This window comes from Streptomyces sp. DH12 (genome assembly GCF_020873895.1).
In the GTDB taxonomy this organism is placed as follows: Bacteria; Actinomycetota; Actinomycetes; order Streptomycetales; family Streptomycetaceae; genus Streptomyces.
Genome location: NZ_JAHWGT010000006.1, coordinates 146,171 through 169,927, shown reverse-complemented (window position 1 = coordinate 169,927; position 23,757 = coordinate 146,171). Strand labels below are relative to the sequence as shown.

Annotated in this window: 13 protein-coding genes; 5 read left to right on the top strand and 8 right to left on the bottom strand. The window is 73.9% G+C overall.

The genetic code is table 11. The features are described 5' to 3' along the window. Positions 1 to 129: 129 nt before the first annotated feature. Both LPA54_RS07680 and pepN read left to right on the top strand, forming a co-directional pair. Positions 130 to 1,146 carry an aspartate-semialdehyde dehydrogenase gene (locus tag LPA54_RS07680; RefSeq protein WP_228975095.1) on the top strand — a complete coding sequence of 339 codons (1,017 nt, stop codon included), beginning with the start codon at positions 130 to 132 and terminating at the stop codon, positions 1,144 to 1,146. Positions 1,147 to 1,310: 164 nt separating this feature from the next. Next, positions 1,311 to 3,884, top strand: a complete 2,574-nt coding sequence (gene pepN / locus LPA54_RS07675) for an aminopeptidase N (protein ID WP_228975093.1) — start codon at positions 1,311 to 1,313, stop codon at positions 3,882 to 3,884. A 294-nt stretch (positions 3,885 to 4,178) separates the two neighbouring features. On the opposite strand, the gene LPA54_RS07670 is transcribed toward pepN, so the two are convergent. The 3 genes from LPA54_RS07670 to LPA54_RS07660 form a co-directional block, all read right to left on the bottom strand. Further along, positions 4,179 to 5,111 (bottom strand): LysR family transcriptional regulator, encoded by a 933-nt coding sequence (locus LPA54_RS07670; RefSeq protein WP_228975091.1) that lies wholly within the window; start codon positions 5,109 to 5,111, stop codon positions 4,179 to 4,181. A 100-nt stretch (positions 5,112 to 5,211) separates the two neighbouring features. After that, the gene (locus LPA54_RS07665) at positions 5,212 to 6,108 is read right to left on the bottom strand and encodes a DMT family transporter (RefSeq protein ID WP_228975216.1); all 897 of its coding nucleotides are present in this window, start codon (positions 6,106 to 6,108) and stop codon (positions 5,212 to 5,214) included. Between the two features lie 139 nt (positions 6,109 to 6,247). After that, positions 6,248 to 7,180, bottom strand: coding sequence for an EamA family transporter (locus LPA54_RS07660; RefSeq protein WP_228975089.1), 933 nt, complete (start codon positions 7,178 to 7,180; stop codon positions 6,248 to 6,250). Between the two features lie 137 nt (positions 7,181 to 7,317). Here LPA54_RS07660 and LPA54_RS07655 point away from each other — a divergent pair, with 137 nt between their 5' ends. Further along, positions 7,318 to 7,884 carry a MarR family winged helix-turn-helix transcriptional regulator gene (locus tag LPA54_RS07655; RefSeq protein ID WP_228975087.1) on the top strand — a complete coding sequence of 189 codons (567 nt, stop codon included), beginning with the start codon at positions 7,318 to 7,320 and terminating at the stop codon, positions 7,882 to 7,884. Positions 7,885 to 8,010: 126 nt separating this feature from the next. Here LPA54_RS07655 and LPA54_RS07650 read toward each other — a convergent pair whose 3' ends face one another. The 3 genes from LPA54_RS07650 to LPA54_RS07640 form a co-directional block, all read right to left on the bottom strand. After that, positions 8,011 to 8,247 carry a hypothetical protein gene (locus tag LPA54_RS07650; RefSeq protein ID WP_228975085.1) on the bottom strand — a complete coding sequence of 79 codons (237 nt, stop codon included), beginning with the start codon at positions 8,245 to 8,247 and terminating at the stop codon, positions 8,011 to 8,013. A 20-nt stretch (positions 8,248 to 8,267) separates the two neighbouring features. Then, positions 8,268 to 10,376, bottom strand: coding sequence for a 4-alpha-glucanotransferase (gene malQ / locus LPA54_RS07645; RefSeq protein ID WP_228975084.1), 2,109 nt, complete (start codon positions 10,374 to 10,376; stop codon positions 8,268 to 8,270). A gap of 106 nt (positions 10,377 to 10,482) precedes the next feature. Beyond that, positions 10,483 to 10,707 carry a hypothetical protein gene (locus LPA54_RS07640; protein ID WP_228975082.1) on the bottom strand — a complete coding sequence of 75 codons (225 nt, stop codon included), beginning with the start codon at positions 10,705 to 10,707 and terminating at the stop codon, positions 10,483 to 10,485. A gap of 309 nt (positions 10,708 to 11,016) precedes the next feature. Here LPA54_RS07640 and LPA54_RS07635 point away from each other — a divergent pair, with 309 nt between their 5' ends. After that, the gene (locus tag LPA54_RS07635; RefSeq protein ID WP_228975080.1) at positions 11,017 to 14,091 is read left to right on the top strand and encodes a beta-N-acetylglucosaminidase domain-containing protein; all 3,075 of its coding nucleotides are present in this window, start codon (positions 11,017 to 11,019) and stop codon (positions 14,089 to 14,091) included. Between the two features lie 500 nt (positions 14,092 to 14,591). Here the strand turns inward: LPA54_RS07635 and LPA54_RS07630 are convergent, their stop codons facing one another. After that, positions 14,592 to 15,128, bottom strand: a complete 537-nt coding sequence (locus LPA54_RS07630) for an HNH endonuclease (protein ID WP_058945299.1) — start codon at positions 15,126 to 15,128, stop codon at positions 14,592 to 14,594. Between the two features lie 236 nt (positions 15,129 to 15,364). Between LPA54_RS07630 and LPA54_RS07625 the strand changes: the two genes are divergently transcribed. Then, complete coding sequence (locus LPA54_RS07625; RefSeq protein WP_228975078.1) at positions 15,365 to 16,474, top strand: mechanosensitive ion channel family protein; 1,110 nt, start codon at positions 15,365 to 15,367, stop codon at positions 16,472 to 16,474. 598 nt (positions 16,475 to 17,072) lie between these two features. On the opposite strand, the gene LPA54_RS07620 is transcribed toward LPA54_RS07625, so the two are convergent. After that, the gene (locus LPA54_RS07620; RefSeq protein WP_228975077.1) at positions 17,073 to 23,645 is read right to left on the bottom strand and encodes an RHS repeat-associated core domain-containing protein; all 6,573 of its coding nucleotides are present in this window, start codon (positions 23,643 to 23,645) and stop codon (positions 17,073 to 17,075) included. Positions 23,646 to 23,757: the final 112 nt, after the last annotated feature.

Genomic DNA, 23,757 nt, shown 5'->3' with positions numbered 1-23,757 from the left:
TTTCCCCTTCGCGGCCCGTTCCAAGCCCTCCGTGGTCCTTCTCACCCCGTGGACAATGGATTGGACAAGGCGGCCGGGGACCGACGCATCATGGTCCAGCGCCCAGCACGTACGTACGGAGGAGTCCCCGTGAAGGTCGGAATCGTCGGAGCCACCGGTCAGGTCGGCACGGTCATGCGCAGGATCCTCGCCGAGCGGGAGTTCCCGGTCGAGGAGCTGCGGCTGTTCGCCTCCGCCCGGTCGGCGGGCACCGCCTTGGACGGCGTGACCGTCGAGGACGCCGCCACGGCCGACTACACCGGCCTGGACATCGTGCTCTTCTCCGCCGGCGGCGCCACCTCCCGGGCCCTCGCCGAGAAGGTCGCCTCGCAGGGCGCCGTCGTGATCGACAACTCCTCCGCCTGGCGGCGCGACCCCGAGGTGCCGTTGGTCGTCTCCGAGGTGAACCCGCACGCGGTCAAGGACCGCCCCAAGGGGATCATCGCCAACCCGAACTGCACCACCATGGCCGCCATGCCGGTGCTGAAGCCGCTGCACCAGGAGGCGGGGCTGACCGCCCTGGTCGCCACCACCTACCAGGCCGTCTCCGGCTCGGGCCTCGCCGGCGTGGCCGAGCTGGACGGCCAGGTCAAGGCCGTCGCCGAGCGCGCCACCGAGCTGGCCCACGACGGCTCGGCCGTGGCGTACCCGGAGCCCGGCGTGTACAAGCGCCCCATCGCCTTCAACGTGCTGCCGCTGGCCGGCTCGATCGTCGACGACGGCTCGTTCGAGACGGACGAGGAGCAGAAGCTCCGCCACGAGTCCCGCAAGATCCTGGAGATCCCCGACCTGAAGGTCTCCGGCACCTGCGTGCGCGTCCCGGTCTTCTCCGGCCACTCCCTCCAGGTCAACGCCCGCTTCGCCCGCCCCATCAGCGTGGAGCGCGCCCACGAGCTGCTCGCGGAGGCCGAGGGCGTGGAGCTCTCGGAGATCCCGACGCCGCTCCAGGCGGCCGGCCGGGACGTCTCCTACGTGGGGCGCCTGCGCGTCGACGAGACGGTCGAGAACGGCCTGGCGCTGTTCGTGTCCGGCGACAACCTCCGCAAGGGCGCCGCGCTGAACGCCGTGCAGATCGCCGAGCTGGTCGCGCGGGAGCTGCGGGGCTGACCCCACCGCCCACCGCCTTCGGGGGCGGCTCCGCCGGACGGCGGGGCCGCCCCTTTCCGCGTGCCGTCCTCCCCGCCCCCCGCGGGGGGTCGTTTTCCCACTCCGTGATCGGCTCGGCCCGTGGAAGGATGGCCCCCAAAGTCGTACATGGAGGAGATGACCGGGTGCCTGGCACAAACCTGACCCGTGAAGAGGCGCAGCGGCGCGCGGCGCTGCTGACCGTGGACGCGTACGAGATCGACCTGGATCTCAGCGGCGCGCAGGAGGGCGGCACCTACCGGTCCGTGACCTCGGTGCGCTTCGAGTCCGCCGAGGACGGCGCGGAGACGTTCATCGACCTGGTGGCGCCCGCCGTCCACGAGGTGGTGCTCAACGGGCGGCACCTCGACGTGGCCGCCGTCTTCCGGGACTCCCGGATCGCGCTGAAGCACCTGCGCCGGGGCGCGAACGAGCTGCGGGTCGTCGCGGACTGCGCGTACACCAACACCGGCGAGGGCCTGCACCGGTTCGTCGACCCGGTCGACGACCAGGCGTACCTCTACACCCAGTTCGAGGTGCCGGACGCGCGGCGGGTGTTCGCCAGCTTCGAGCAGCCGGACCTGAAGGCGACGTTCCGGTTCACCGTGAAGGCGCCGGCCGGGTGGACGGTCGTGTCGAACTCGCCGACCCCAGAGCCGAAGGGCCCCGATGGCAACGTATGGGCCTTCGAGCCGACGCCGCGCATGTCGACGTACGTGACGGCCCTGATCGTCGGTCCGTACCACGCGGTGCACTCGACGTACGAGGGCCCGGGCGGGCAGGTCGTGCCGCTGGGCGTGTACTGCCGGCCCTCGCTGGCGGAGTTCCTGGACGCGGACGAGATCTTCGAGGTCACCCGGCAGGGCTTCGACTGGTTCCAGGAGAAGTTCGACTACGCGTACCCCTTCGCCAAGTACGACCAGCTGTTCGTGCCGGAGTTCAACGCGGGCGCGATGGAGAACGCCGGCGCGGTGACCATCCGCGACCAGTACGTCTTCCGCTCGAAGGTGACGGACGCGGCGTACGAGGTGCGGGCGGAGACGATCCTGCACGAGCTGGCCCACATGTGGTTCGGCGACCTCGTGACCATGGAGTGGTGGAACGACCTGTGGCTGAACGAGTCGTTCGCCACGTACACCTCGATCGCCTGCCAGGCGCACGCGCCCGGCTCGAAGTGGCCGCACTCCTGGACGACGTTCGCCAACCAGATGAAGACCTGGGCGTACCGGCAGGACCAGCTGCCGTCCACGCACCCGATCATGGCGGAGATCCGCGACCTCGACGACGTCCTCGTCAACTTCGACGGCATCACGTACGCCAAGGGCGCCTCGGTCCTCAAGCAGCTCGTCGCCTACGTCGGCACGGACGCCTTCTTCCAGGGCGTGCAGGCGTACTTCAAGCGCCACGCCTTCGGCAACACCCGCCTGTCGGACCTGCTGGGCGCGCTGGAGGAGACCTCCGGCCGCGACCTGCGGCACTGGTCGAAGAAGTGGCTGGAGACGGCCGGCATCAACATCCTGCGCCCGGTCGTCGACACCGACTCCGACGGCCTCATCACCTCCTTCGCGGTGAAGCAGGAGGCCCCGGCCCTGCCCGCGGGCGCCCAGGGCGAGCCGGTCCTGCGCCCCCACCGGATCGCGATCGGCCTGTACGACCTGGACGACGCGGGCAAGCTCGTGCGCACCGAGCGGGTCGAGCTCGACGTGGACGGCGAGCTGACCGGCGTCGAGGCGCTCGTCGGCAAGCGCCGCCCGGCGGTGGTGCTGCTCAACGACGACGACCTGTCGTACGCCAAGGTGCGGCTCGACGAGGAGTCGCTGCGCAACGTCGTGGCGCACCTGGGCGACTTCACCGAGTCGCTCCCCCGCGCCCTGTGCTGGGCTTCGGCCTGGGACATGACCCGCGACGGCGAGCTGGCCACCCGCGCCTACCTGGACCTGGTGCTGTCGGGCATCGCCAAGGAGACGGACATCGGCGTCGTCCAGACGCTGCACCGGCAGGTGAAGCTCGCGCTCGATCTGTACGCGGCTCCGCAGTGGCGCGAGACCGGGCTGGCCCGCTGGACGGAGGCGACCCTGGAGCACCTGCGGGCGGCCGCCCCGGGCAGCGACCACCAGCTGGCGTGGGCCCGCGCCTTCGCGGCGACGGCCCGCACGGACGAGCAGCTCGACCTGCTCGCCGCCCTGCTGGACGGCACCGAGACCATCGAGGGCCTGGCGGTCGACACCGAGCTGCGCTGGGCGTTCGTGGAGCGGCTCGCGGCGACCGGCCGGTTCGGCGCGGCGGAGATCTCGGCCGAGCACGAGCGCGACCGGACCGCGGCCGGTGAGCGGCACGCCGCCACGGCCATGGCGGCCCGGCCCACGGCGGAGGCCAAGGCCGAGGCGTGGGCGTCGGTCGTCGAGTCCGACAAGCTGCCGAACGCCGTGCAGGAGGCCGTGATCGGCGGCTTCGTCCAGACCGACCAGCGGGAGCTGCTCGCCCCGTACCGGGAGCGGTTCTTCGCCGTGGTCAAGGACGTGTGGGAGTCCCGCTCGCACGAGATGGCCCAGCAGATCGCGGTCGGCCTGTACCCCTCGCTCCAGGTCTCCGAGGAGACCCTCGCCGCCACGGAGGCGTGGCTCGCGGAGACGCAGCCCAGCGCGGCGCTGCGCCGGCTGGTCTCCGAGTCGCGGGCGGGCGTCGAGCGGGCGCTGAAGGCGCAGGCGGCCGACAGGTAGCGGCCGCGGTCGGGGGCGGCGCGCGGCACGCGCGCGGGGCGCCCCCGACCCGGACCCCGGGGGCCGCCCCCCGCCGACCCGGTCGGCGGGGGGCGGCCCCGCGTCGTGAGGGCGGTAGGCCCTGCCGTGGGGCGGTGGGGCCGTGCCGTCGGGCGGCGGGGCGGCATGGCCATGTCGTCGGGCGGTGCGCCCGTGCCGTCGAGCGGCACCAGGGGTCAGCCCACGCGGTGAGGCCGCGCCGTCGGGCGGTGGGGCGGTGAGCCGGCCCGCGCCCGCGGCCGGTGGGCGCGGGCGTCAGGGCGGTGGGGCGGGGGCGCCGTGTCCGTCGCGTTCGCGAGCCACCGCGCGCAGGGTGTCCAGCAGATGGCTGACCGCGGCGCCGTCCTCCGCGCCGCGCCGCACCGCGGCGACCACGTGGCGGCGGGGCGGCCGCGGGGCGAGCCCCCGGACCACGACCCCCGGCACCCGGTCGGCGGCGGCCATGCGCGGGACCAGCGCCACCCCCATGCCGGCGCCGACCATGGCGAGGATCGCCGTCCACCCCGCCGCGGAGTGCGCCCGCTCCGGGACGAACCCGGCCGCCTCGCACGCCGCCGTCGTGATCTCCGACCAGGGCCCGCTGCCGCCGAAGATCCACCGCTCACCGGCCAGGTCCGCCAGGCGCAGCCCCGCCCGCGCCACGAGCCGGTGGTCCGCCGGCAGCGCCACGTCGAGCGGGTCCGCCAGCAGCGGCACCCGAGTGAAGCGGGCGTCCCGCGCGGTCGGCGCGTGCGCGGCGAGCGACAGCGCGAGGTCCACCTCGCCGGCCGACAGCAGCGTGTACGCCTCCGCCGCCTCGGCCTCCCGCACCCGCACCTCCAGCCCGGGGCGCGTCCCGCGCAGCCGCCGCACGGCGGGCACCACCAGGGCCGGTACGGCCGTGGAGAACGCCCCGACCCGCACCTCGCCCACCTCGCCCCGCACGTGCTCGGCCAGCTCGGCGTCGGCGCGCTCCAACTGGGCGAAGACCGCCTCCGCGTGCCGCAGGACGAGGTGCGCGGCGGCGGTGAGCCGCACCCGGCGCCCGTCCGCCTCCAGCAGCTCGACGCCCAGTTGGCGCGAGAGCCCGGACAGTTGCTGGGAGACGGCCGAGGGGGTCATGAGCAGGGTCCGGGCGGTCGCGGTCACCGTCCCCCGGTCGCGCAGCGTGCGCAGGACGCGGAGCTTGCGGATGTCCCACTCGGTCATGGGACGCAACCTACCGGGCCGTCCGCCCCGCGGGCGCGGCGCCCGACGGCGGCCGGGGGCCGCGGCGGTAGGGGGCGGCGGTACGGGGCGGCGCGGTGCGCTACCGGGCGCGGCGGCGCGGCGCTCCGGGCGCGGCGCCGAGGGCGACGCCGCCGAGCACCAGCGCCATGGCCGCCAGGCCCACCGGCCCCGGCACCTCGTCGAGCAGCAGGTACGCGAGGAGCGCCACGCCCAGCGGCTGGAGGTAGTACACGACGCCGGCGCGGGCCGCGCCGATCAGCTGCACGGCCCGGTTCCAGGCGAAGAAGGCCACGGCGGAGGAGAACACGCCCAGGTACAGCAGCGGTCCCACCGTGCCGGGCGTGGCCGGGAACCCGCCGCGCAGGGTGACGTCGACCGCGTACACCGGCAGCAGCAGGAGCGTCCCGAGGGCGAAGGTCGTGAAGAGCAGCGCGGGCCCGCCCAGTCCGGCCGGGCGGCGGCGCAGGAGCGCGCTGTACGAGCCGAAGCAGACCGCCGCGGCGACGATCCACAGGTCCGCGGGGCCCGGCGGCTCCGCCCCGGGCCGGGCGCCGAGCAGGAGCGCCACGCCGCCGCAGGCCACCAGCGTCCCGGTGGTGCGGCGCGCCCCGAGCCGGGCGCCGCCGAGCCGCTCGTACAGCGCCATGAGCACCGGGGAGGCGGCCATGACCAGGCCCATGGTGCCGGCGGGCGTGGTCGTCCCGGCCTGGTGGACGAGGGTGTTGTAGACGGTGACGCCCAGCAGGGAGGCGAGCAGCAGCCAGCCGGGGTGGCGGCGCAGGAGGGCCCGTTGCCGCCACGCGGCCCGCGCGCCGAACGGCGCGACCACCGCCAGGGCGACGGCCCACCGCCAGAACGCCGCCTGGACGGGTGGGACGGTGGCGCCGAGCGCGCGGGCCGCGACGAAGCTCCCCGACCACACGAGGGTCGCGAGCGCGGCGAGCAGCACCCCGGCCACCGCCGCCCCGGCAACCACCCGCGGGGCGGTGGCCGGGGCGGCCGGACCCCGGACCGCCGCCTCCTCGGGTCGCCGCCTCGTACCGGCCCGGTCGGTGAGTGCCACGCTCGTCCCGCCCCTCTCCGGCCCGCACGGCCGGGTTCGTCGTTCGCGGGTCCTACCGTCGCACCGCCGGAACGGTAAGGTCCATCGAAACCTCCTCACCCTTCCTTTCAGATGAACTGAATGGTCGGGCGGTGCGCGGGGCGAGCTGCCCGGCCACGGTCGCGGCGAACGCCACGGCCATGCCCAGCAGTTGCACCGGCCCGAGGGACTGGCCGAGCGCCGCCCAGCCCACGACGGCGGCGGTGAGCGGCGAGAGCGGGCCGAGCAGGGTCACGGAGGTGGCGGTGAGGCGTCCGATGCCGCGGAACCACAGCCAGTAGGCGACCGCCGTGTTCGCCAGCGCCAGGTACGCGTAGCCGAGGAGCGCGCCCCCGTCGAGCGCGGGTGGCGCCCCCTCCACCAGGAAGGCGACCGGCGCGATGACCAGCCCGCCCGCGGTGAGCTGCCAGCCGGTCATCGCCAGCGGCCCCGTCCCCGCGGGCCGGCCCCACCGCTTGGTGAGGACCGTGCCGACGGACATGGACGCCGACGAGGCGAGCCCGGCCACCACCCCGACCAGGTCGAAGGCCGCCCCCGCCGAGAGCACCACGAGACTCACCCCGAACGCCGCCGCGCTCGCCGCCAGCAGGGCCCGGACGGTGGGCCGCTCACCCAGGAGCACCGTCGCCAGGCCGACCACGAACAGCGGTCCGACGGAGCCGACCACCGCGGCGACCCCGCCCGGCAGCCGGTACGCGGCGAGGAACAACAGCGGGAAGAAGGCGCCGATGTTCAGCGCGCCCAGCACGGCCGACCGCCACCACCAGGCGCCGCGCGGCAGCGCGCGGGTCAGCGCCAGGAGGGCGAGACCGGCGGGCAGCGCCCGCATCAGCCCGGTGAACAGCGGCCGGTCCGGTGGCAGGAACTCGGTGGTAACGGCGTAGGTCGTGCCCCAGGACACCGGGGCGAGCGCGGTCACGGCGACGACGGCGGCGCGGGACGGCATGGCGACCCTCCGATCAGTTGGCTTGGCAGTAACTAGCTTACTCCTAAGCTAATTATTGCCAAGCTACTTGTTTCCGGAATTCTCACCGGCGTGATGCTTGCTTGCGAGCGAAGGGGCCGCGGCGGAAGACTGCCGTCATGAACGCAAGCCCCACCCCCGTACCGGACCCCCAGGCGCCGGCGGAGGCCGACGCCTCCGCGGACCCCGGCGCCCCCGTGGACCCGGTCGACGCGATCACCGCGCAGTGGGCGGCCGTACGCCCCGACCTGGAGACGCTGCCGATGGCGGTCTTCGGCCGGGTGTACCGGCTGGCGCACGCGATGGGCGAGCGGATGGACCGGGCCTACGCGCCCTTCGGCGTCTCACGCGGCGAGTTCGACGTGCTGGCGACCCTGCGCCGCTCCGGCGAGCCGTACACGCTCTCCCCGCGCCAGCTGTCGGACACGCTGATGCTGACGACCGGCGGCATGACGGGCCGGCTGGACAGGCTGGAGCGGGCCGGGCTGCTCGGCCGCAGCCCCGACCCGCACGACCGGCGCGCGCTGCGGGTGACCCTCAGCGACCGGGGCCTGGAGGTCGTGGACGGGGCGGTGGCGGCCGGTCTGGCCGTACAGCGCGAGGCCCTGGAGGCGGCGCTCGACGAGCGGGAGGCGCGGGAGCTGGCCGTGCTGCTGCGCCGGCTGCTCGGCGCGACGGCCGGATAGGGCGCGCGGCGGGGAGGGCGCGGGCGGCGGGCGCGCGCGGCCGCGTCCGTACGCGGACATGACGAGGCGCCGCGCGGCGGGGTGGTCACCCCGTGGCGCGGCGCCCCGGAAGAACGGGGGTCGGCGTCAGCCCTGCTGCTGCTTCTTCGACCGGTCGAGGACCATGACGAGGCCCGCGATGACCGCGAACAGCGCGATCGGCGCGACCACGTACAGGCCGAGCGTCTCGACGACGGACAGGCCGGAACCCGGGTCGTCGCCGTCGTCGCGGATGAGCGCGAGCGCGGGGGACGACAGGAGCAGCATCATCAGCGTCGTACCGGCCGCGACGGTGCCGGCGCGCAGGGCGTTCTTCTTGTCCACGGAGCAAACGTAGCGAACGCCTAGTCGCCCCGCGCGCCCGGGGGTGCCGTAGGCGGCCGCCCGGGGGCGCCGGCCGCGTCCAGCTCCGCCATGAGCGCGCGCAGCCGGGGCGAGGCGGCGAGCTCCTCCAGGGTGAGCGGGCGGCCGTCCGCCCCGGCGAGCGGCAGCCGCCAGTTCGGGTACTGGTCCCAGGTGCCGGGCAGGTTCTGCGGGCGCCGGTCCCCCACCGCGTCCGGCAGCCACACGCCCGTCATGCGGGCCGGCGTGCGGCGCAGGAAGCGGTACACCGCGCGGACCTCCGCCTCCTCGTCGCGCCCGGCGTCCGCGTCGAGCAGACCGAGCCCGCGCAGGTACGCCAGCCACTCGGCGACGTCCCGGGCGTCCTCGGCGCGCTCCTCGGCCAGCGGCCGGGTCAGCAGGCCCAGGCGGTGGCGCAGGTCGACGTGTTCGCCGCTGAGCCGGGCGGCCGTGGACGGCAGGTCGTGCGTGGTGGCGGTGGCGACGCAGCCCTCCCGCCACGCCTCCGGCGGCAGGGGGCGCCGGTCGCCCTCCCAGTCGCGTTCGAACCACAGGACGGACGTGCCGAGCACGCCCCGCCGCTCCAGCGCTTCGCGGACGCCCGGCTCGACCGTGCCGAGGTCCTCGCCGATCACGGCGGCGCCCGCGCGGTGGGCCTCCAGGGCGAGGACGGCGAGCATGGCGTCGGCGTCGTACCGGACGTACGTGCCCTCCGTCGGCGGCAGCCCCGCCGGCACCCACCACAGCCGGAACAGGCCCATGACGTGGTCGATGCGCAGCGCGCCCGCGTGCCGCAGCAGCGACCGCAGCAGCTCGCGGTAGGGGGCGTAGCCGGACGCGGCGAGGGCGTCGGGACGCCACGGGGGCAGCCCCCAGTCCTGGCCGCGCGCGTTGAACGCGTCCGGCGGGGCGCCGACCGACATGCCGAGCGCGTACGCGTCGCCCAGCGCCCAGGCGTCGGCGCCGTCCGGGTGGACGCCGACGGCCAGGTCGTGCACGACGCCCACGGCCATGCCGGCCTCGCGGGCGGCCCGCGACGCGGCGGCCAGCTGCCCGTCGGTGAGCCAGACCAGCCGGCGGTGGAAGGCGACGCGGTCGGCCAGCTCCTCGCGGGCCCGCGCGGTCGCGGCGGAGCGGGCGTCGCGCAGCCCCCGCGGCCACTGGGCGCGGTCGGCCCCGTACCGCTCGACCAGCGCGCACCAGGTGGCGTGGTCCTCCAGGGCCTGTCCCTGCGCGGAGCGGAAGGCGTCGAACGCGGCCTGCCGGCCCGGGCCGAGGGGGACCTCGGCGACGATCTCCAGGGCGCGCCGCTTCAGCACCCACACCGCGTCCCGGTCGATCAGCTCGCCCTTGCGCAGGACGCCGTCGCGCAGCTCCCCGGCCCGCCCGGCGAGCGCGTCGAGCTCGGCGCGGGCGGCCCCGGTGACGTAGGCGTACTCCGGTACGTCCTCCACCCGCAGGTGGACCGGGTCGGGGAAGCGGCGGGAGGAGGGGCGGTAGGGGGACGGGTCGGTCGGGGTGCCGGGGACGGCGGCGTGCAGCGGGTTGACCTGGACGAAGCCGGAGCCGAGCGAGCGGCCCGCCCAGTCGGCGAGCTCGCGCAGGTCGCCGAGGTCGCCCATGCCCCAGGAGCGGGAGGACAGCAGCGAGTACAGCTGCACCAGCACGCCGTGGCAGGGCGCGGCGGGGCGCGGCACCCGCGGCGGCGCCACGACGAGGGCGGCGCGCCCGGTCCGCCCGTCGGGCGCCCGCGCCTCCAGGGCGTGGATCCCGGCAGGGAGGTCGGCCCACGCGACGGGGGACGCGGCGGTGCCGCCGTCCTCCAGCGTGATGCGCAGCGTGCTGCCCGGGGGGAGGGCGGCGAGCGGCCGGGGGCGTCCCGACGGCTCGTCGCCCTGCCACACCACGACCGTGGGCGGCAGCAGCCGCGTCGCGGCCGCCTCCTCGGCCGCCGCGAGCGACGCGCGGACCGCCGCGGGGGTGGTGGCGTCGACGTCGAGTGCCCCGAGGACGGTGACCACGGTCGCTTCGGGGACCGGGACCGTGGTGCCCGGGGACGGGGAGTAGGACGTGGCCACTCCGTGCAGTGCTGCGAGCCGGGCGAGGGTCATGCGGCCTCCTGGCGCTCGGGGGCGGGTCGATCGGGTCGTGGATCGATCGGGCCGATCGGTCGTGCGTCGATCGGGTCGGGTCGGGCGCCCCCGTGCGTCGGCGGTGCTACGTGCGGGGCGACTCCGGTCCGCCGGCCGTGCCGCGGGCGGTCGGTTCGCTGGTCAGGGGCGTGGCGTCGTAGATCGGCGGTTCGCTGGTGAGGGGCGCGGCGTCGGCGAGGGGCGGTTCGCTGGTGAGGGGCCCGGAGAACGGGCAGAAGACGGGTCGGGGGGACGGGCCCGGGACCTGTTTGGAGAGAGCGGTGAGCAGGAGCTGTGCGGACGCGGCCATGGCGGCCTCCCGGTACTGGACGACAGGAACGGCGGTTCGCCCCAGCCCCTACCCAACGCGGGCCCCGACATCCACCGGACGTGGCGCTGCTCACATCCCGGGTCCGCGGCGGGCGCGGCCCGGCGGTGCCCGGCCCGCAGGGCCCGGTGTGCAAATCCGACACATCGGCCACGCACATTGACACCTTCGCCGAGGGGGTGGTGGGCTCGTCACCCACCGGACGGACGGCCTGTCCGACAACCTGTCAGCACAGCGGTACGGCACCGGCAAAGCTACCCGCAGAACCACGCAGCACGAGGGGAGACGCGCGTGCAGTTCGGTCAGCTCGCGCAGTTCGGCCGCGGCAAGGGCACGGCGACCGCCATCGCGGTCGCCGTCCTCGGCGGTCTGCTCGGCGGCGCGCCCGGCGCCCTGGCCGCCCCCGGCGGGCCCGGCGCCCCCGCGGCCGCGGTCCCCGACCGCGACACCGGGGCCGCGCCGCCCGCCGTGTGGCCCCGCCCGCAGTCCCTGCGGGCCGCGGGCGGCGCCGTGCGCCTCGGCGACGAGGTGACGCTCGTCGCGGACCCGGCCGCCGACCCGTACGCCGCGGCCGCCCTGGAGGACGTCCTGCGCGCCGCGGGCGTGCGGCGCGTCCTGCGCGCCGGGCCGGAAGACGCCCCGGGCGGCCGGGGACCGGTGGTGTGGTGGGGCGGGGACGGCGCGCAGAGCGCGCTGCGCGCCCTGCGGGTGGCCGAGCGCGGGGACCTGCCCGCCGGCGGCTACCGGCTCGCGACCGGCCGGTACCTGGGCCGGGACGCGGTCGCGGCGGACGGCGTCGGCACCGACGGGCTGTTCCACGCCGTGCAGACCCTCCGCCAGCTCATAGCGCCGGACCGGACCGTGCCCGGCGTCGTCGTGCGCGACTGGCCCGGCACGGCCGTGCGCGGCCTGGCCGAGGGCTTCTACGGCCGGCCGTGGAGCCACGAGCAGCGCCTCGCCCAGCTCGACTTCATGGGCCGCACCAAGCAGAACCGGTACCTCTACGCCCCCGGCGACGACCCGTACCGGCAGGCCCAGTGGCGGGAGCCGTACCCGGCGGCGCAGCGCGCGGAGTTCCGCCGGCTCGCCGAGCGGGCCCGGCGCAACCACGTGACCCTGGCGTGGGCGGTGGCGCCCGCCCAGTCCATGTGCCTGGCCTCGGACGACGACCTCGGGGCGCTCAAGCGCAAGGTCGACGCCATGTACGCGCTCGGGGTGCGCGCCTTCCAGCTGCAGTTCCAGGACGCCGGGTACGACGAGTGGCACTGCTCGCGGGACGCGGACGCCTTCGGCGGCGGCCCCGGGGGCGCGGCGCGGGCCCACGCCCGCGTGGCGAGCGAGCTGTCCCGGCACCTCACGGCGCGCCACCCGGACGCCGAGCCGCTGTCGCTGATGCCGACCGAGTACTACCAGGACGGCGCCACCGACTACCGCACGGCGCTCGCCGACACCCTCGACGCGCGCGTCCAGGTGGCGTGGACGGGCGTCGGCGTCGTGCCGCGCACCATCAGCGGCGGCGAACTGGCCGAGGCCCGCGAGGTGTTCCGGCACCCGCTGGTCACCATGGACAACTACCCGGTCAACGACTACGCGCAGGACCGTATCTTCCTCGGCCCGTACACCGGCCGCGAGCCGGCCGTCGCGGCCGGGTCGGCGGCGCTCCTCGCCAACGCCATGGAGCAGGCGGCCGCCTCCCGCGTCCCCGTCTTCACCGCCGCGGACTTCGCGTGGAACCCGCGCGGCTACCGCCCGCGGGAGTCCTGGGGCGCCGCCCTAGACGACCTCGCGGGCGACGACCCGCGGGCGCGCCGGGCGCTGGGCGCGCTCGCCGGCAACGACGCCTCGTCCCTGCTGGACCCGTCCGGCGAGTCGGCGTACCTGCGCCCGCTGCTCACCGGGTTCTGGCACACCCGCACCTCGGCGGGCGTCCCCGCCGCCGCCCGCGACCGGGCCGCCCGGCAGCTGCGGGCGGCGTTCACGGTCATGCGGGAGGCGCCGGACGCGCTGACCGCCCCCGACGGCGGGCGGTTCGACGACGAGGTGCGGCCGTGGCTGGAGCAGCTCGCCCGGTACGGCCGGGCCGGCGAGAGCGCCGTCGACATGCTCCAGGCGCAGGCGCGCGACGACGGCGCCGCCGCCTGGAAGGCCCAGCTGGAACTGGAGGCGCTGCGCCGGGAGCTGGCCGCGAGCCCCGCGAAGGTGGGGCAGGGCGTCCTCGACCCGTTCCTGAAGCGGGCCCTCGACGCGGCGGCCGACTGGACCGGCGCCTCCCGGCCCACCGGGAAGCCGTACCGCACGGCCACCTCGTACACGGTCGACCTCGACCGGGCCCGCCCGGTGGAAGCGGTGACCGCCCTGACCGAACCCGTCCCGAGCGCGGGCGGCGGTACGGGCGGGGGCGCGGGCAGCGTCGACGTGCACGTCCCCGGCGAGGGGTGGCGCCGGCTCGGCGCCCTGTCGCCCACGGGCTGGACGCAGACGCCCGCCGCCGGGCTGCGCGCCGACGCGGTCCGCGTGTCCTGGCCGCAGGGCGCGCCGGAGCCGCCCGTGCGCTCCCTCGTGCCGTGGTTCGCGGACGAGCCGCAGGCCGCCCTGGAGCTGCCGCGCGCCGAGACCGACGCCGTGATCGGCGGCGGCCCCCAGCGCGTCGACGCCCTCCTCGCCGCGCAGCGCCCCGGAGCCGTGCGGGGCGCGCTCACCGTACGGGCGCCGAAGGGCGTCACGGTGAGCGTCCCCGCGCTGACGGCGGTGCCGCGCGGCACCGCCGCGAAGGTGCCCGTGACGGTCACCGTCCCGGCGACCACCCCGGCCGGCACGTACCGGGTGCGGCTCGCCTTCGCGGGCGAGGAGCGCACCCTGACCGTGCGCGCCTACCCGCGCACCGGCGGCCCCGACCTGGCCCGCACCGGCACGGCGACCTCCTCGGGCGACGAGACGCCCGACTTCCCCGCCCCGGCGGCGCTCGACGGCGACCCGGAGACCCGCTGGTCCTCCCCGGCGGAGGACGGCGCGTGGTGGCAGGTCGAGCTGGCCCGCCCGACCCGCGTCGGCCAGGTCGTCCTGCACTGGCAGGACGCGTACGCCGCCCGGTACCGCGTCCAGGTCTCCGCGGACGGCCGCACCTGGCGCACCGCGGCGACGGTCCGCGAGGGCCGCGGCGGCCGCGAGACGGTCCGCATGGACGCCCCGGGCACCCGCTACCTCCGGGTCCAGGGCGACGAGCGGGCGACGAAGTACGGCTACTCGCTGTACGCGGTGGAGGCGTACGCGGTCGCGGAGACCGCCCGCCCACCGGCTGCGCGGAAGGCCGCACCCGCGGCCGGCGACCCGACCGGCCGCCCGGACCCGGCCGGGACGGCGGGGTAGGCCGGGACGGCGGGGTGGGCCGGGGCCAAGCGCGGTCGGACGGGCGACAGGCCGGGGCGGAGCGCGCCTGAGCCCGGCTGGGGCAGCGGGGTGGACCGCAGCGGCGAGGTAGGCCGGGGCCGAACGCGGCCGGACGGGCGAGCGGCAGGCCGGGGCCGAGCGCGCCTGGACTCGGCTGGGCCCGGCCGGGGCGACGCGGCAGGCCGGTGCGGTCGGGCCGCGCGCCCGGGTTGTCGGCCGTGGTCGATGCGGGCGGGGCCGGAGCCCGTGTGGTCGTGGGCAGGCGTTCCGCGGGGCGGAACGGGTGGGCACGGCCACCCCGCGGGACCCGCGCCCGCCCGCCCCGTACGCGGGCACGCCGAAACGGCGGACCGGTGCACCCACCACCCCGGTGGTCCCCGCCCGCACCCGACGCGCCCCGCCCCGCGCATGCGGCCCGCGCATGCGGTCCGCCCGGGGTGCCCACCCGGACCGCCGCCGACTACGACGGGGCCCGGGCCTCAGGCTGAGATGCCGTCGATCCGGGCCAGTGCGTCGTCCGCGCCGTACGGCTGCAGGTAGGGCAGCCAGCGCGGGTCCCGATGCCCCGTGCCGATGATCCGCCACGCGAGCCCCGACGGCGGCGCCGGCGGCTGGTGCAGCCGCCAGCCCAGCTCGCGCAGGTGCCGGTCGGCCTTCACGTGGTTGCAGCGGCGGCACGCGGCCACCACGTTGTCCCAGGCGTGCTTGCCGCCGCGGCTGCGCGGGACCACGTGGTCGACGCTGGTTGCGACGCCACCGCAGTACATGCAGCGCCCTCCGTCACGGGCGAAGAGCGCCTTGCGGGTCAGAGGTACGGGCCCCCGGTAGGGGACCCGTACGAACCGCTTCAGCCGTACGACACTGGGGGCTGCGATGGCTCGGGTAGCGCTGTGCATGAAGGCGCCGGACTCCTCGAGGCACACGGCCTTGTTCTCGAGGACGAGTACGAGCGCGCGGCGGAGCGGTACGACGCCGAGGGGCTCGTACGACGCGTTGAGGACCAGGACATGCGGCACGGATGCCTCCTATTACGCCGGCGGCGCGTGGCTCGCGCCGGGACGATCTGCTCTCAGTCTCTCCTCATGCCAGGTCGAAGCGCCACCACATGGCGGTAACGGGCCCGAGGTGTTTTCGACCACACCGTGGTCATCCCCACATGAGACGAGGCTCTCCCTCGAACAGTGCGACGAACCCCCCTGCCGACGCCGTTAAATGGTTGTGACCCGCTCGTGATCCCAGGAGGTTGTCCACCGTGCTCAGGTCGGCCCCGCCTTCCGTACCGCCCACCGAATCCACCCCGTCGCCCCCGGCCCCCGTGACGCTGGACGAGGCCGCCCGCCAGGCCGGCGCCGCCGCCGGCTGGGTCGAGCAGAACTGGGCCACCTGGGTCAACACCGGCCTGCGGATCCTGCTGATCATCGCCATAGCGGTGACGCTGCGCTTCCTGATCCGCAGGGCGCTGACCAAGCTGATAGACCGCATGAACCGCAGCGCCCAGGCCGTGGAGGGCACGGCGCTGGGCGGGCTGTTGGTGAACGCCGAGCGGCGCCGCCAGCGGTCGGAGGCGATCGGCTCGGTGCTCCGCTCGGTGGCGTCGTTCCTGATCATGGGTACGGCGGTGCTGATGGTCCTGGGCGCCTTCCAGATCAACCTGGCGCCGCTGCTGGCCTCGGCCGGTGTGGCGGGCGTCGCGATCGGCTTCGGCGCGCGGAACCTGGTCACGGACTTCCTGTCCGGCGTCTTCATGATCCTGGAGGACCAGTACGGCGTCGGCGACTCCATCGACGCGGGCGTCGCCTCGGGCGAGGTCATCGAGGTGGGCCTGCGCGTGACGAAGCTGCGTGGCGCGGACGGCGAGATCTGGTACGTCCGCAACGGCGAGATCAAGCGGATCGGCAACCTCAGCCAGGGCTGGGCGACGGCGGCCGTCGACGTCACGGTCCGCCCGACGGAGGACCTGGACGCGCTGCGCAAACTCATCGAGGGCGTGGCGGAGGAGATGGCGGCCGAGGAGCCGTGGAACGAGCGCCTGTGGGGCCCGATCGAGGTGCTGGGCCTGACCGAGGTCCTCATCGACTCGATGACGCTGCGCGTCGCGGCGAAGACCATGCCGGGCAAGGCACTGGGCGTGGAGCGGGAGCTGCGCTGGCGCCTCAAGCGGGCCTTCGACGCGGCGGGCGTCCGCATCGTGGGCGGCCTCCCCCTCCCGGTGGAGGACGCCCCGGCCGACCCGACGGCCGGCATGGCCGCCCCGTCCGCCTTCGCCTCCCCCACCACCCCCCAGTCCCTGGCGGCGACCCCCCTCCAGCACCCCCCGTCCATACCGCAGCCGTCCACGGGGTCGAACCTGTCGAAGGGCTGAGTGGAGACAGCACACTGAGCCGGTCGTCGCCGTCCAATATCCGACAGCCAGCAAGTCTAAGATTTCGGAACGACCACCCCACGACCTGCGCAGATCACCGGAGCAAAAGCAGTGTGTCGTTGATTTCCACGTCGGCCCAAAGGACCAGCCCCCCGCCCTTCTCGCCTACCCAAAAAGTGGCTGTACAACCGTCCGAAAAGCTCAGGAACAGGGTACTGGTTCCCTGGCTGACCCTGCTCCCCCATGTACCACTTCCATCACTTCGACGCACACCATTCTGGGCCGCATCACCGCAATTGAAGTATCTCGCCGGAAGGTCCGTGGCCGCGAAAGCGCCCGACGTCTCCACATCTAGAGTGGCCTCACCCACACGCCAAGTACGCGTGAGCGAATCCTCCTCCACGATCCGGTCGCGAGGATACTTCTCCCGAGATTCATCGGACGCAGTGCACGCCGAAAGAAGCAGGGACAATACGACAACCGAAAAAGCCGGAGCCGGATACAGCCACTTCGAAAGAATCGACACGAAATCTACCTTTTGCCGGATCGCCAGGCTCGCCGACAACAATGTGCACCGGCAAGCCTGGCGGGTACCAAGTCAGAACTCCACAATGGTCCTGTATGTGATGGTCATGAAGTGATGCTTAGCCGCACCCCCGAGCCCGACAATACCTTCGTTGTCCAAGTTTCTCTGCACCCAGCGCTCCGAATCGGTATTATAGCCAGTCGCATAATGCGCAAACGAAGAGATCGACATCGAGTTGGTGACGGTGATTCTCGCCTGAATCCCTCGAGAGTTCGCCCTGAGAATTTCATACCTGGCCGTATGGGAACCCAGAACAGACGCCGCTACATTGCGGTCGCCGCTGGCGATGGACAGGGAGTCCTTTCGAGCACGCTCCGCCTTGTCCTCTTCTTCCGCAATTGAAGCCGGCTTCAGCGCACCAGAAGTTAGACCTTCGTGGACATACCGACGGGCGACTTCCAGTCGATAGCTGGCAGCAAGGTCCGAAGCCATGAACTGTTGCGCCACACGACTATTTTCCCCATAAATTTCACTCCCGTCCACCGCCCCAAGAGCCCACTTGGCACCGACCACGACAACCCCCTCATCACCACCACCCAAGATGGCATCCTCGGGATTACACTCGGGGTCGATGGGCATGGTTGCACAATGACGCGCCTTGATATAGGCGCTACTTGCAATGCCGACCGGGATGTACGGCATGAACTTCGGGGCGGGCCCCACCAGCGGACCGTTCCCCCTGCCCCCGCCACAGACGAGGGGCGGGAGGCAACCTGCGCTTCCTTGGACCGCTCCGCTACTGCCGGACGAAGCTGTGCCACCGGTACTGCGGCCACCGCCACCGCCACCGCCACCGCCACCGCCACGGATCTTGTCCGGCTGGCCGCTCTTGCCGCCGCCGGGGTTTTGGGGACAGGCGTCCTGGTTGGGGCGCGGGCCGCAAGGAACACCGAGTCCCGACGGGTCGGAGTTGGCCACCGGGTTCTGGGCGCCGTAGGTGTAGCCGTTGAGGGTCTGGTGGATGTCGAGCTGGAGGAGCGGGTCGACGCTGAGGAACAGGCCCGTCGACGGGTCGTACTCGCGGGCGCCGATGTGGGTCAGGCCCGTGGTCTTGTCCTGTGGCTTGCCGAGGAACGCCTTGTCGTCCGGCCAAGCCGGGGTGGCCGGGCCTCGCTGGGCGCCGAAGGGGGTGGTGTAGCGCTTGGTGACGGCCATGGTCGTGGCGTCGAGCGCCACGGTGCCCGTGCCGTGGTGGTCGGCCGACAGGTAGCTCAGCTTGCTGCCGGTGACGCCCGCCGTCGCGGTGCGGACGGCGATGGTCTTGCCGGCGGCCGTGTAGTAGCGGGTGCCCGTGAGGGTCTTCCTACTGCCCTTCGTGGTGAGGCGGATCTCGGTGGAGCCGAGGTAGAGGATCGTGTCGCCGTCACCGGTGGCGCGGCGGATGAGCAGTTCACCCGAGGCGTCGTACAGGTAGCTCGTGCCGAGGGCGGGCTTGGTGCCGGCCGCCGGCTCGGTCGTGCCGACGAGCTTGCCCTCGCTGTTCCAGGTCAGGGTCTGCTGCGCCTGGGTGCCGGGGCGGGTGAGGGTGTTGCCGGACTTGTCGTAGGTGTAGGTGGCGTTCCGGGCGCCGGTCGTCTTGGTCAGCGGGTGCGGCTGGTCGGACGCGGTGCCGTAGGCGTAGGTGGTGGTCTTGTCGCCCGTCGCCGTGTGCTCGGTCTCCGTGGCGCGCTGCCCTGCCGCGTTGTATGTGTAGCTGTGCCAGTACGGGGCCGCCCCGTCGATGTTCGACGTGGTGCGTCCGGTGGTCGCGCAGTCGGCCGTCTTCGGCGTCCATGCTTCGGTCAGGCGGCGGTGGCCGTCGTAGGCGAAGCACTGGTAGTCGGCCTTCGTGGTGCCGCCCTGGGTGGTGGCGTCGAAGAGCGAGGTGACGTTGCCCGCGTCGTCCTGCTTGTAGGTGAGCTCCTGCGGCATGTAGGCGTGCACCGTGTCGGTGACGTAGGAGCGGGTCAGGCGGCGGGTGCCGAGCTCGTAGTCGTAGTTGAGGTACGCCTTCTTCGTCTCGGTGCTCGAGCTGGTGCCCAGGGTGAGCTGCCGTACGTCGCCGAGGGGCGAGTACGCCGCACCCAGCAGGTAGCCGGTTCCACTGGCCACCTTCGTCTCGAGGCCGAGCTCGTCACGGGTGATGGTGACGGTCTCCGACGAGAGGCCGGCCGCGGCGGGCATCGTCGTGCTACCGGTCAGGCCGTCGAGGCGGTAGCCGGTGGACGAGGTCAGTGTCTGCGGCACGCCGGCCGCCACCAGCGGCTCGCTCGCCGGCAGGACCAGCTGGCTGCCGGTGGGCTGGTAGAGGGCGTTGTAGCCGGTGACCTTCTGGGTGTACGCCCTGCTGGTCGCCTGGTTGACGCCGTTCTCGTAGCGGACGGCGGTGTCCTGCTGGCCCTTGGCCAGGACGTCGTAGGTCCAGGCGGCGAGCTTGGCGGGGTCGGTTTTGGTGCCGTCCCAGAGGCCGGTCTTCCGGCCCAGGACGTCGTACTCGGTGACCAGGGTCCTGCCGCGGGAGTCCGCGGCGCTGATCGCCTGGTCGAGTTCGTTGTAGGTGGTGGTGCCGGTGCCCTTGTCCGGGTCGGTCGCGCTGGTCTGGCGGCCGAACAGGTCGTAGGTGTAGCTCCACTTCGCCTGGTCCGGGCCGGTGACCGTGCCCGTGCGCCCACCGGGGAGGTAGGTGTACGTGGTGGTGGTGGCCGAGCCCGTGGGCTGCGGTCCTGCGTACTCGCGGCGTTCGGTGGTCCGGCCCAGGGCGTCGGTGACCACCGCCGTCGCCTGACCGCCGGTGGGGGCCGTCGAGGTGACGGTGTCGCCGGTGTACCCGGTCTCGATGGTCCACCGCGGCACGTTGTGGTGCTTGGTGATCTGCTTGACGGCGCGACCCGCGCCGTCGTAGGTGACGTCCGTCTGCGAAGGGGCCTGTCCGCCGTCCGTGGCGACGAGGTCGCCGGACGGGGCGTTATTCGCGTCCCAGATGTCGGTCGAGGTGGTGACGGCGAGGCCCCGCTCGTCGTACGCGGTCTCGTTGATGACCCGGCCGCCGGAGGGCGACGGTCCTTGGGTCTGGCGGGCCCGGAGGAGGGAGTCGTAGATCTCGTACGTGGTGTTGTACTGGCCGCCCTCCCCCCTGATGGTGCTGGTGGAGACCCAGGGGAGGGTCGTGCCGGAGTTGGTGATGCTGTAGGCGTAGGTCTGGTTCGGCGGCTTGTTGAGCGCCTTGTCGAGGTTCGGCAGCCACACCTTCGTGACGCGGCCGAGGGCGTCGTACTCGGAGTGGGTGTTCTTGTTGTTGGTGTCCGTGACCTTGGTGGCGGCGCCGGTGGCGAAGTCCAGCAGCGTCGTGGTCGTGTGGCCCTTCGCGTTGGTGACCTTCGTGGCGGTCAGCGGGCCGGCGCCGGCCGGGGTGTAGACGGTGGTGGCCGTCGCCGTGTCGTTGGTGTCCTTGGCGGTCAGTACGCGGCCGAGGGCGTCGTACGTCATCGTCGCCGTCTTCTGCCAGACCGGCTGGTCGTCGGTGCCGTAGCCCTTGGCCCGGCCGGTCCACTGCGCCTGGCCCCTGGTCGGTGACTGGGTCGCCGACCAGGTGGTGGAGTCGTAGGCCGTGGCGGTGTCCGAGATGACGTCGCCCGGGCGGCCGGAGTCGGCGGGCAGGTCCAGCTTGTCGTCGGTCACGCACTCGCCGGCGGTGGTGCGGGTGCGGCTGACCAGCTTGTTGATGCCTACGGCGTTGTTGCGGGCGTACCAGGTGCGGGTGCAGGTGTCGTCGGTCGGGACGGCGTTGTCACCCTTGTCGTGGACCTGGTAGGCCATGCCGTAGGCGTCGTACAGCGTCTGGACCGTGCGGACCCGGTCACGCGCCGGCTCGCTGGTGGTGATGCGGGTCCGGCTGTGCGTGGCCGACGTGCGGACGAAGTGGGCCTCGGTGTCGGCGTACGACTTGTGCTGCGTGGCGGTGCGCTTCGACCAGGGGTCGTTGACCTGGCCGGACACCTCCGCGTCGCCGTTGTAGGTGACCGACTCGCGGGTGAAGCCCGCGTACTGCTCGGAGTCGGTCAGGGCGGGCGCCGCGACGCCGGTCACCGTGGCCGTCTTGCGGGCCGTGGGGTCCGGGGTCTTGCCGTCGGGGCCGAGGACGCGGTCGCCGTGCATGCCCCGCAGGTAGACGGTGACGCTCTTGGACCGGGTCTTGCCGGCGGTGCCGGTGTGGTGGGTGACCTTGCCGAAGCCGCGCCAGAGGGACCAGGTGCGCTCCTTCGCCGGCGTCATCGGGTCGTCGTTGTAGTGCCAGGCGCCGCCGCCCTCGTACGCGTAGGTGTGCTCGACGGGCGGGGAGGAGCCGAGGCGGTCGCTGGTGGTCACCGAGCTGACCGGGTACTTCTGGAACCAGTCGAGCGTCGGCTCCTCGGCGCCGTTGGGCGACCAGTAGACCGGGTAGCAGCGGCGGGTGTTGGTGTCGACCTTCGGCTTGGGCTGGCCGGCGAGGCACTCCGCCTGGAGGTAGTTCACGATCGTCTTCGCTCCGGTCTCGGAGGTGATCGTGTACAGGCGGGGCTTGTTCAGCGGCAGGATGTCGTCGCTGTTTCCGTCGACCCGGTTGGCGCGGAACTCGTGCGAGAACGTCACCGGGGGCAGCGTGATCGGGGTGCCGTTGCGGCCCGTGTGGCGGATCTCGGAGAGCCAGAGGGACTGGTCGGTGGAGTCGCCGGTGTCACCCGGGTCGAGGTACGTCTGCTTCAGGCTCCAGGAGTCCACCGGCGCGTACGCGGGGGTGGTGCCGGCCGCGTTCCACGCCTCGGTGGTGACGCCCGTCATGCGCTTGCGGGTGTAGAAGGTCGGGCCGGTGTTGCCCGTGCACTTCAGGTCGGCCTTGCACTCGGCGTCGAAGGGGACGTCGGGCCAGTTGTCCCGGGTGTCCTCGGTCAGCGAGGCACAGCCCGTGCCGGAGGCGACGCAGCGCTCCGCGTAGTCGAACAGCACGCGGTTCGACGCGGCCGGCGAGGCGAACAGGGTGTCCTTGCGCTGGCCGTAGCGGATCTCCTTGAGGATGCCGCCGCGGACGTAGGGCGTGCCGGTGTCGTCGTCGCCGAGCGTGTCGTAGTGGTTGTGCTCGGCGGCGTACCAGTACGACATGGCGTTGCCGTGGGTGTCCTCGACGTAGTCGAGGTTCCAGCGCCACGCCTGCTTCTCGGCGCGGCCGGAGAAGCTGCCGCTCTGCGTGTACCCGGGCTCGCCGGGGTCGTCGCCGAAGACGGGGGCGGTCCACACGGACTGCGTCGCCTGGGTGGTGGCGCCGGGGAGCTTGTTGAGGCCGAAGTGGTACCTGGTGCCGTCGCCGGTGGTGACGGTCCAGTACTCGCGGTTGTCGTCGCCGTTGTCCGCGCCCTTGTCGCCCGAGTGGTGCAGGACGGTGGAGGCGTCATCGTTCTTCAGGCGCCACTGGCCGCTGGTGTCGTCCTTGACCAGTTCGGTGGCGTGGCCGTTGAGGACGAGGGAGGCGTTCTCGTACTTCCAGCAGAGGTCGTTCTTGTCGTCCTGGCCGTCGTCGTCGCACGAGCCGTACTTGCGCTCGACGTAGGACGACGTGAGGTCGAAGCCCTCGCCGACCGTGGTGCCCTGGTTGTTCGTGGACGCCGTGCGGCCGTCCACGCTGCCGGAGTCGTACGAGATCCTCAGGTCCGGCTTGGGGCCGGCCGCCGACGGCGGGACGCGCAGGGGGTACGACCAGGTGAACGTGCCGGACGAGCCGCCCGCCTCCCAGGTGGAGGACGCGGCGAGCGGGGTCGCCTTGTAGTCACCGGAGCCGGACTTGGTTCCTGCGGCGAGCGCCAGCACCATCGTCTGGGCGGCGGCGGGCGCGGTGGCCGCGCGGGCCGCCCGCGCGGGGGCGGCGCGGAAGGCGAGGTCGGTGCTCAGCTCCTGCGCGCGCCGGTCGTTGGCGGAGGGGAGCTCCGTGCGGGTACGGCAGGCCGCGCCGGCGGGGGTGGTGAGCGCGCAGTCCGGCAACCGCACGAACCGCAGGCGGCCCGCCCAGTCGCCGCCGTACGCGGAGGCGAAGGCGGCGTAGTCGACGGTCAGGCGGGACGTACCGCCTTCGGTGGGGCCGGTCACCGTCATGACCAGGCCCTTGACGCCCAGTGCGGCGGCGCGCTTCTGGTCCAGGACGGTGACGGTGACGGCCCCGGGCGCCGTGCTGGCCGGACCGTCGCCCGCTGAGACGGCGACGGGGAGGCCGCCGGGTGCCGCCTCGGCGGTCCCCTTCCGGGGCGGCTTGATGGTCGCCTTGCCGGCGCGCGGCCAGGTGACATCCTCGTCGCGGGCCTCAGCGGCCCGTTCGGCAGCCCTGTCGTTCGCTGCGGCGGCGCGGCGCACGGCCTCGGCCGTCCTCTTGTTCACCGAGGCGGTGAACGGGGAGACGTCGGCCGCCTTCGGAGCCCGGAGTTCCGGGCGGCCCAGGGGGTCGACGTCGTCGGCCCACGCCGGGGCCGACAGGAGGCCCGGTATCAGGGTGAGGCCGGTGAGGGCGGCGACGTGCCGCAGCGGCCATCTCAGTCTGCGTCTCGCGCCGGGAGCGTCGGCGCGGACGCGTTCGTGTCTCTTCATCAGCTCATGCCCGTTTTCGGTGTCTCGTTGGTCAAGGGGTTCGCGTGGTCGTGGATGGGAGCGCCGGGTATGTCGGCCGGGGCGGGCCCGTCGCCCGCCCCGGCCGAACAGC

Bases quoted from the DNA above. Each gene is read 5' to 3' on its own strand.
- LPA54_RS07660 (WP_228975089.1), bottom strand. From the start codon at position 7,180: ATGCCGTCCCGCGCCGCCGTCGTCGCCGTGACCGCGCTCGCCCCGGTG.
- LPA54_RS07655 (WP_228975087.1), top strand. From the start codon at position 7,318: ATGAACGCAAGCCCCACCCCCGTACCGGACCCCCAGGCGCCGGCGGAG.
- LPA54_RS07640 (WP_228975082.1), bottom strand. From the start codon at position 10,707: ATGGCCGCGTCCGCACAGCTCCTGCTCACCGCTCTCTCCAAACAGGTC.
- malQ (WP_228975084.1), bottom strand. From the start codon at position 10,376: ATGACCCTCGCCCGGCTCGCAGCACTGCACGGAGTGGCCACGTCCTAC.
- LPA54_RS07670 (WP_228975091.1), bottom strand. From the start codon at position 5,111: ATGACCGAGTGGGACATCCGCAAGCTCCGCGTCCTGCGCACGCTGCGC.
- LPA54_RS07620 (WP_228975077.1), bottom strand. From the start codon at position 23,645: ATGAAGAGACACGAACGCGTCCGCGCCGACGCTCCCGGCGCGAGACGC.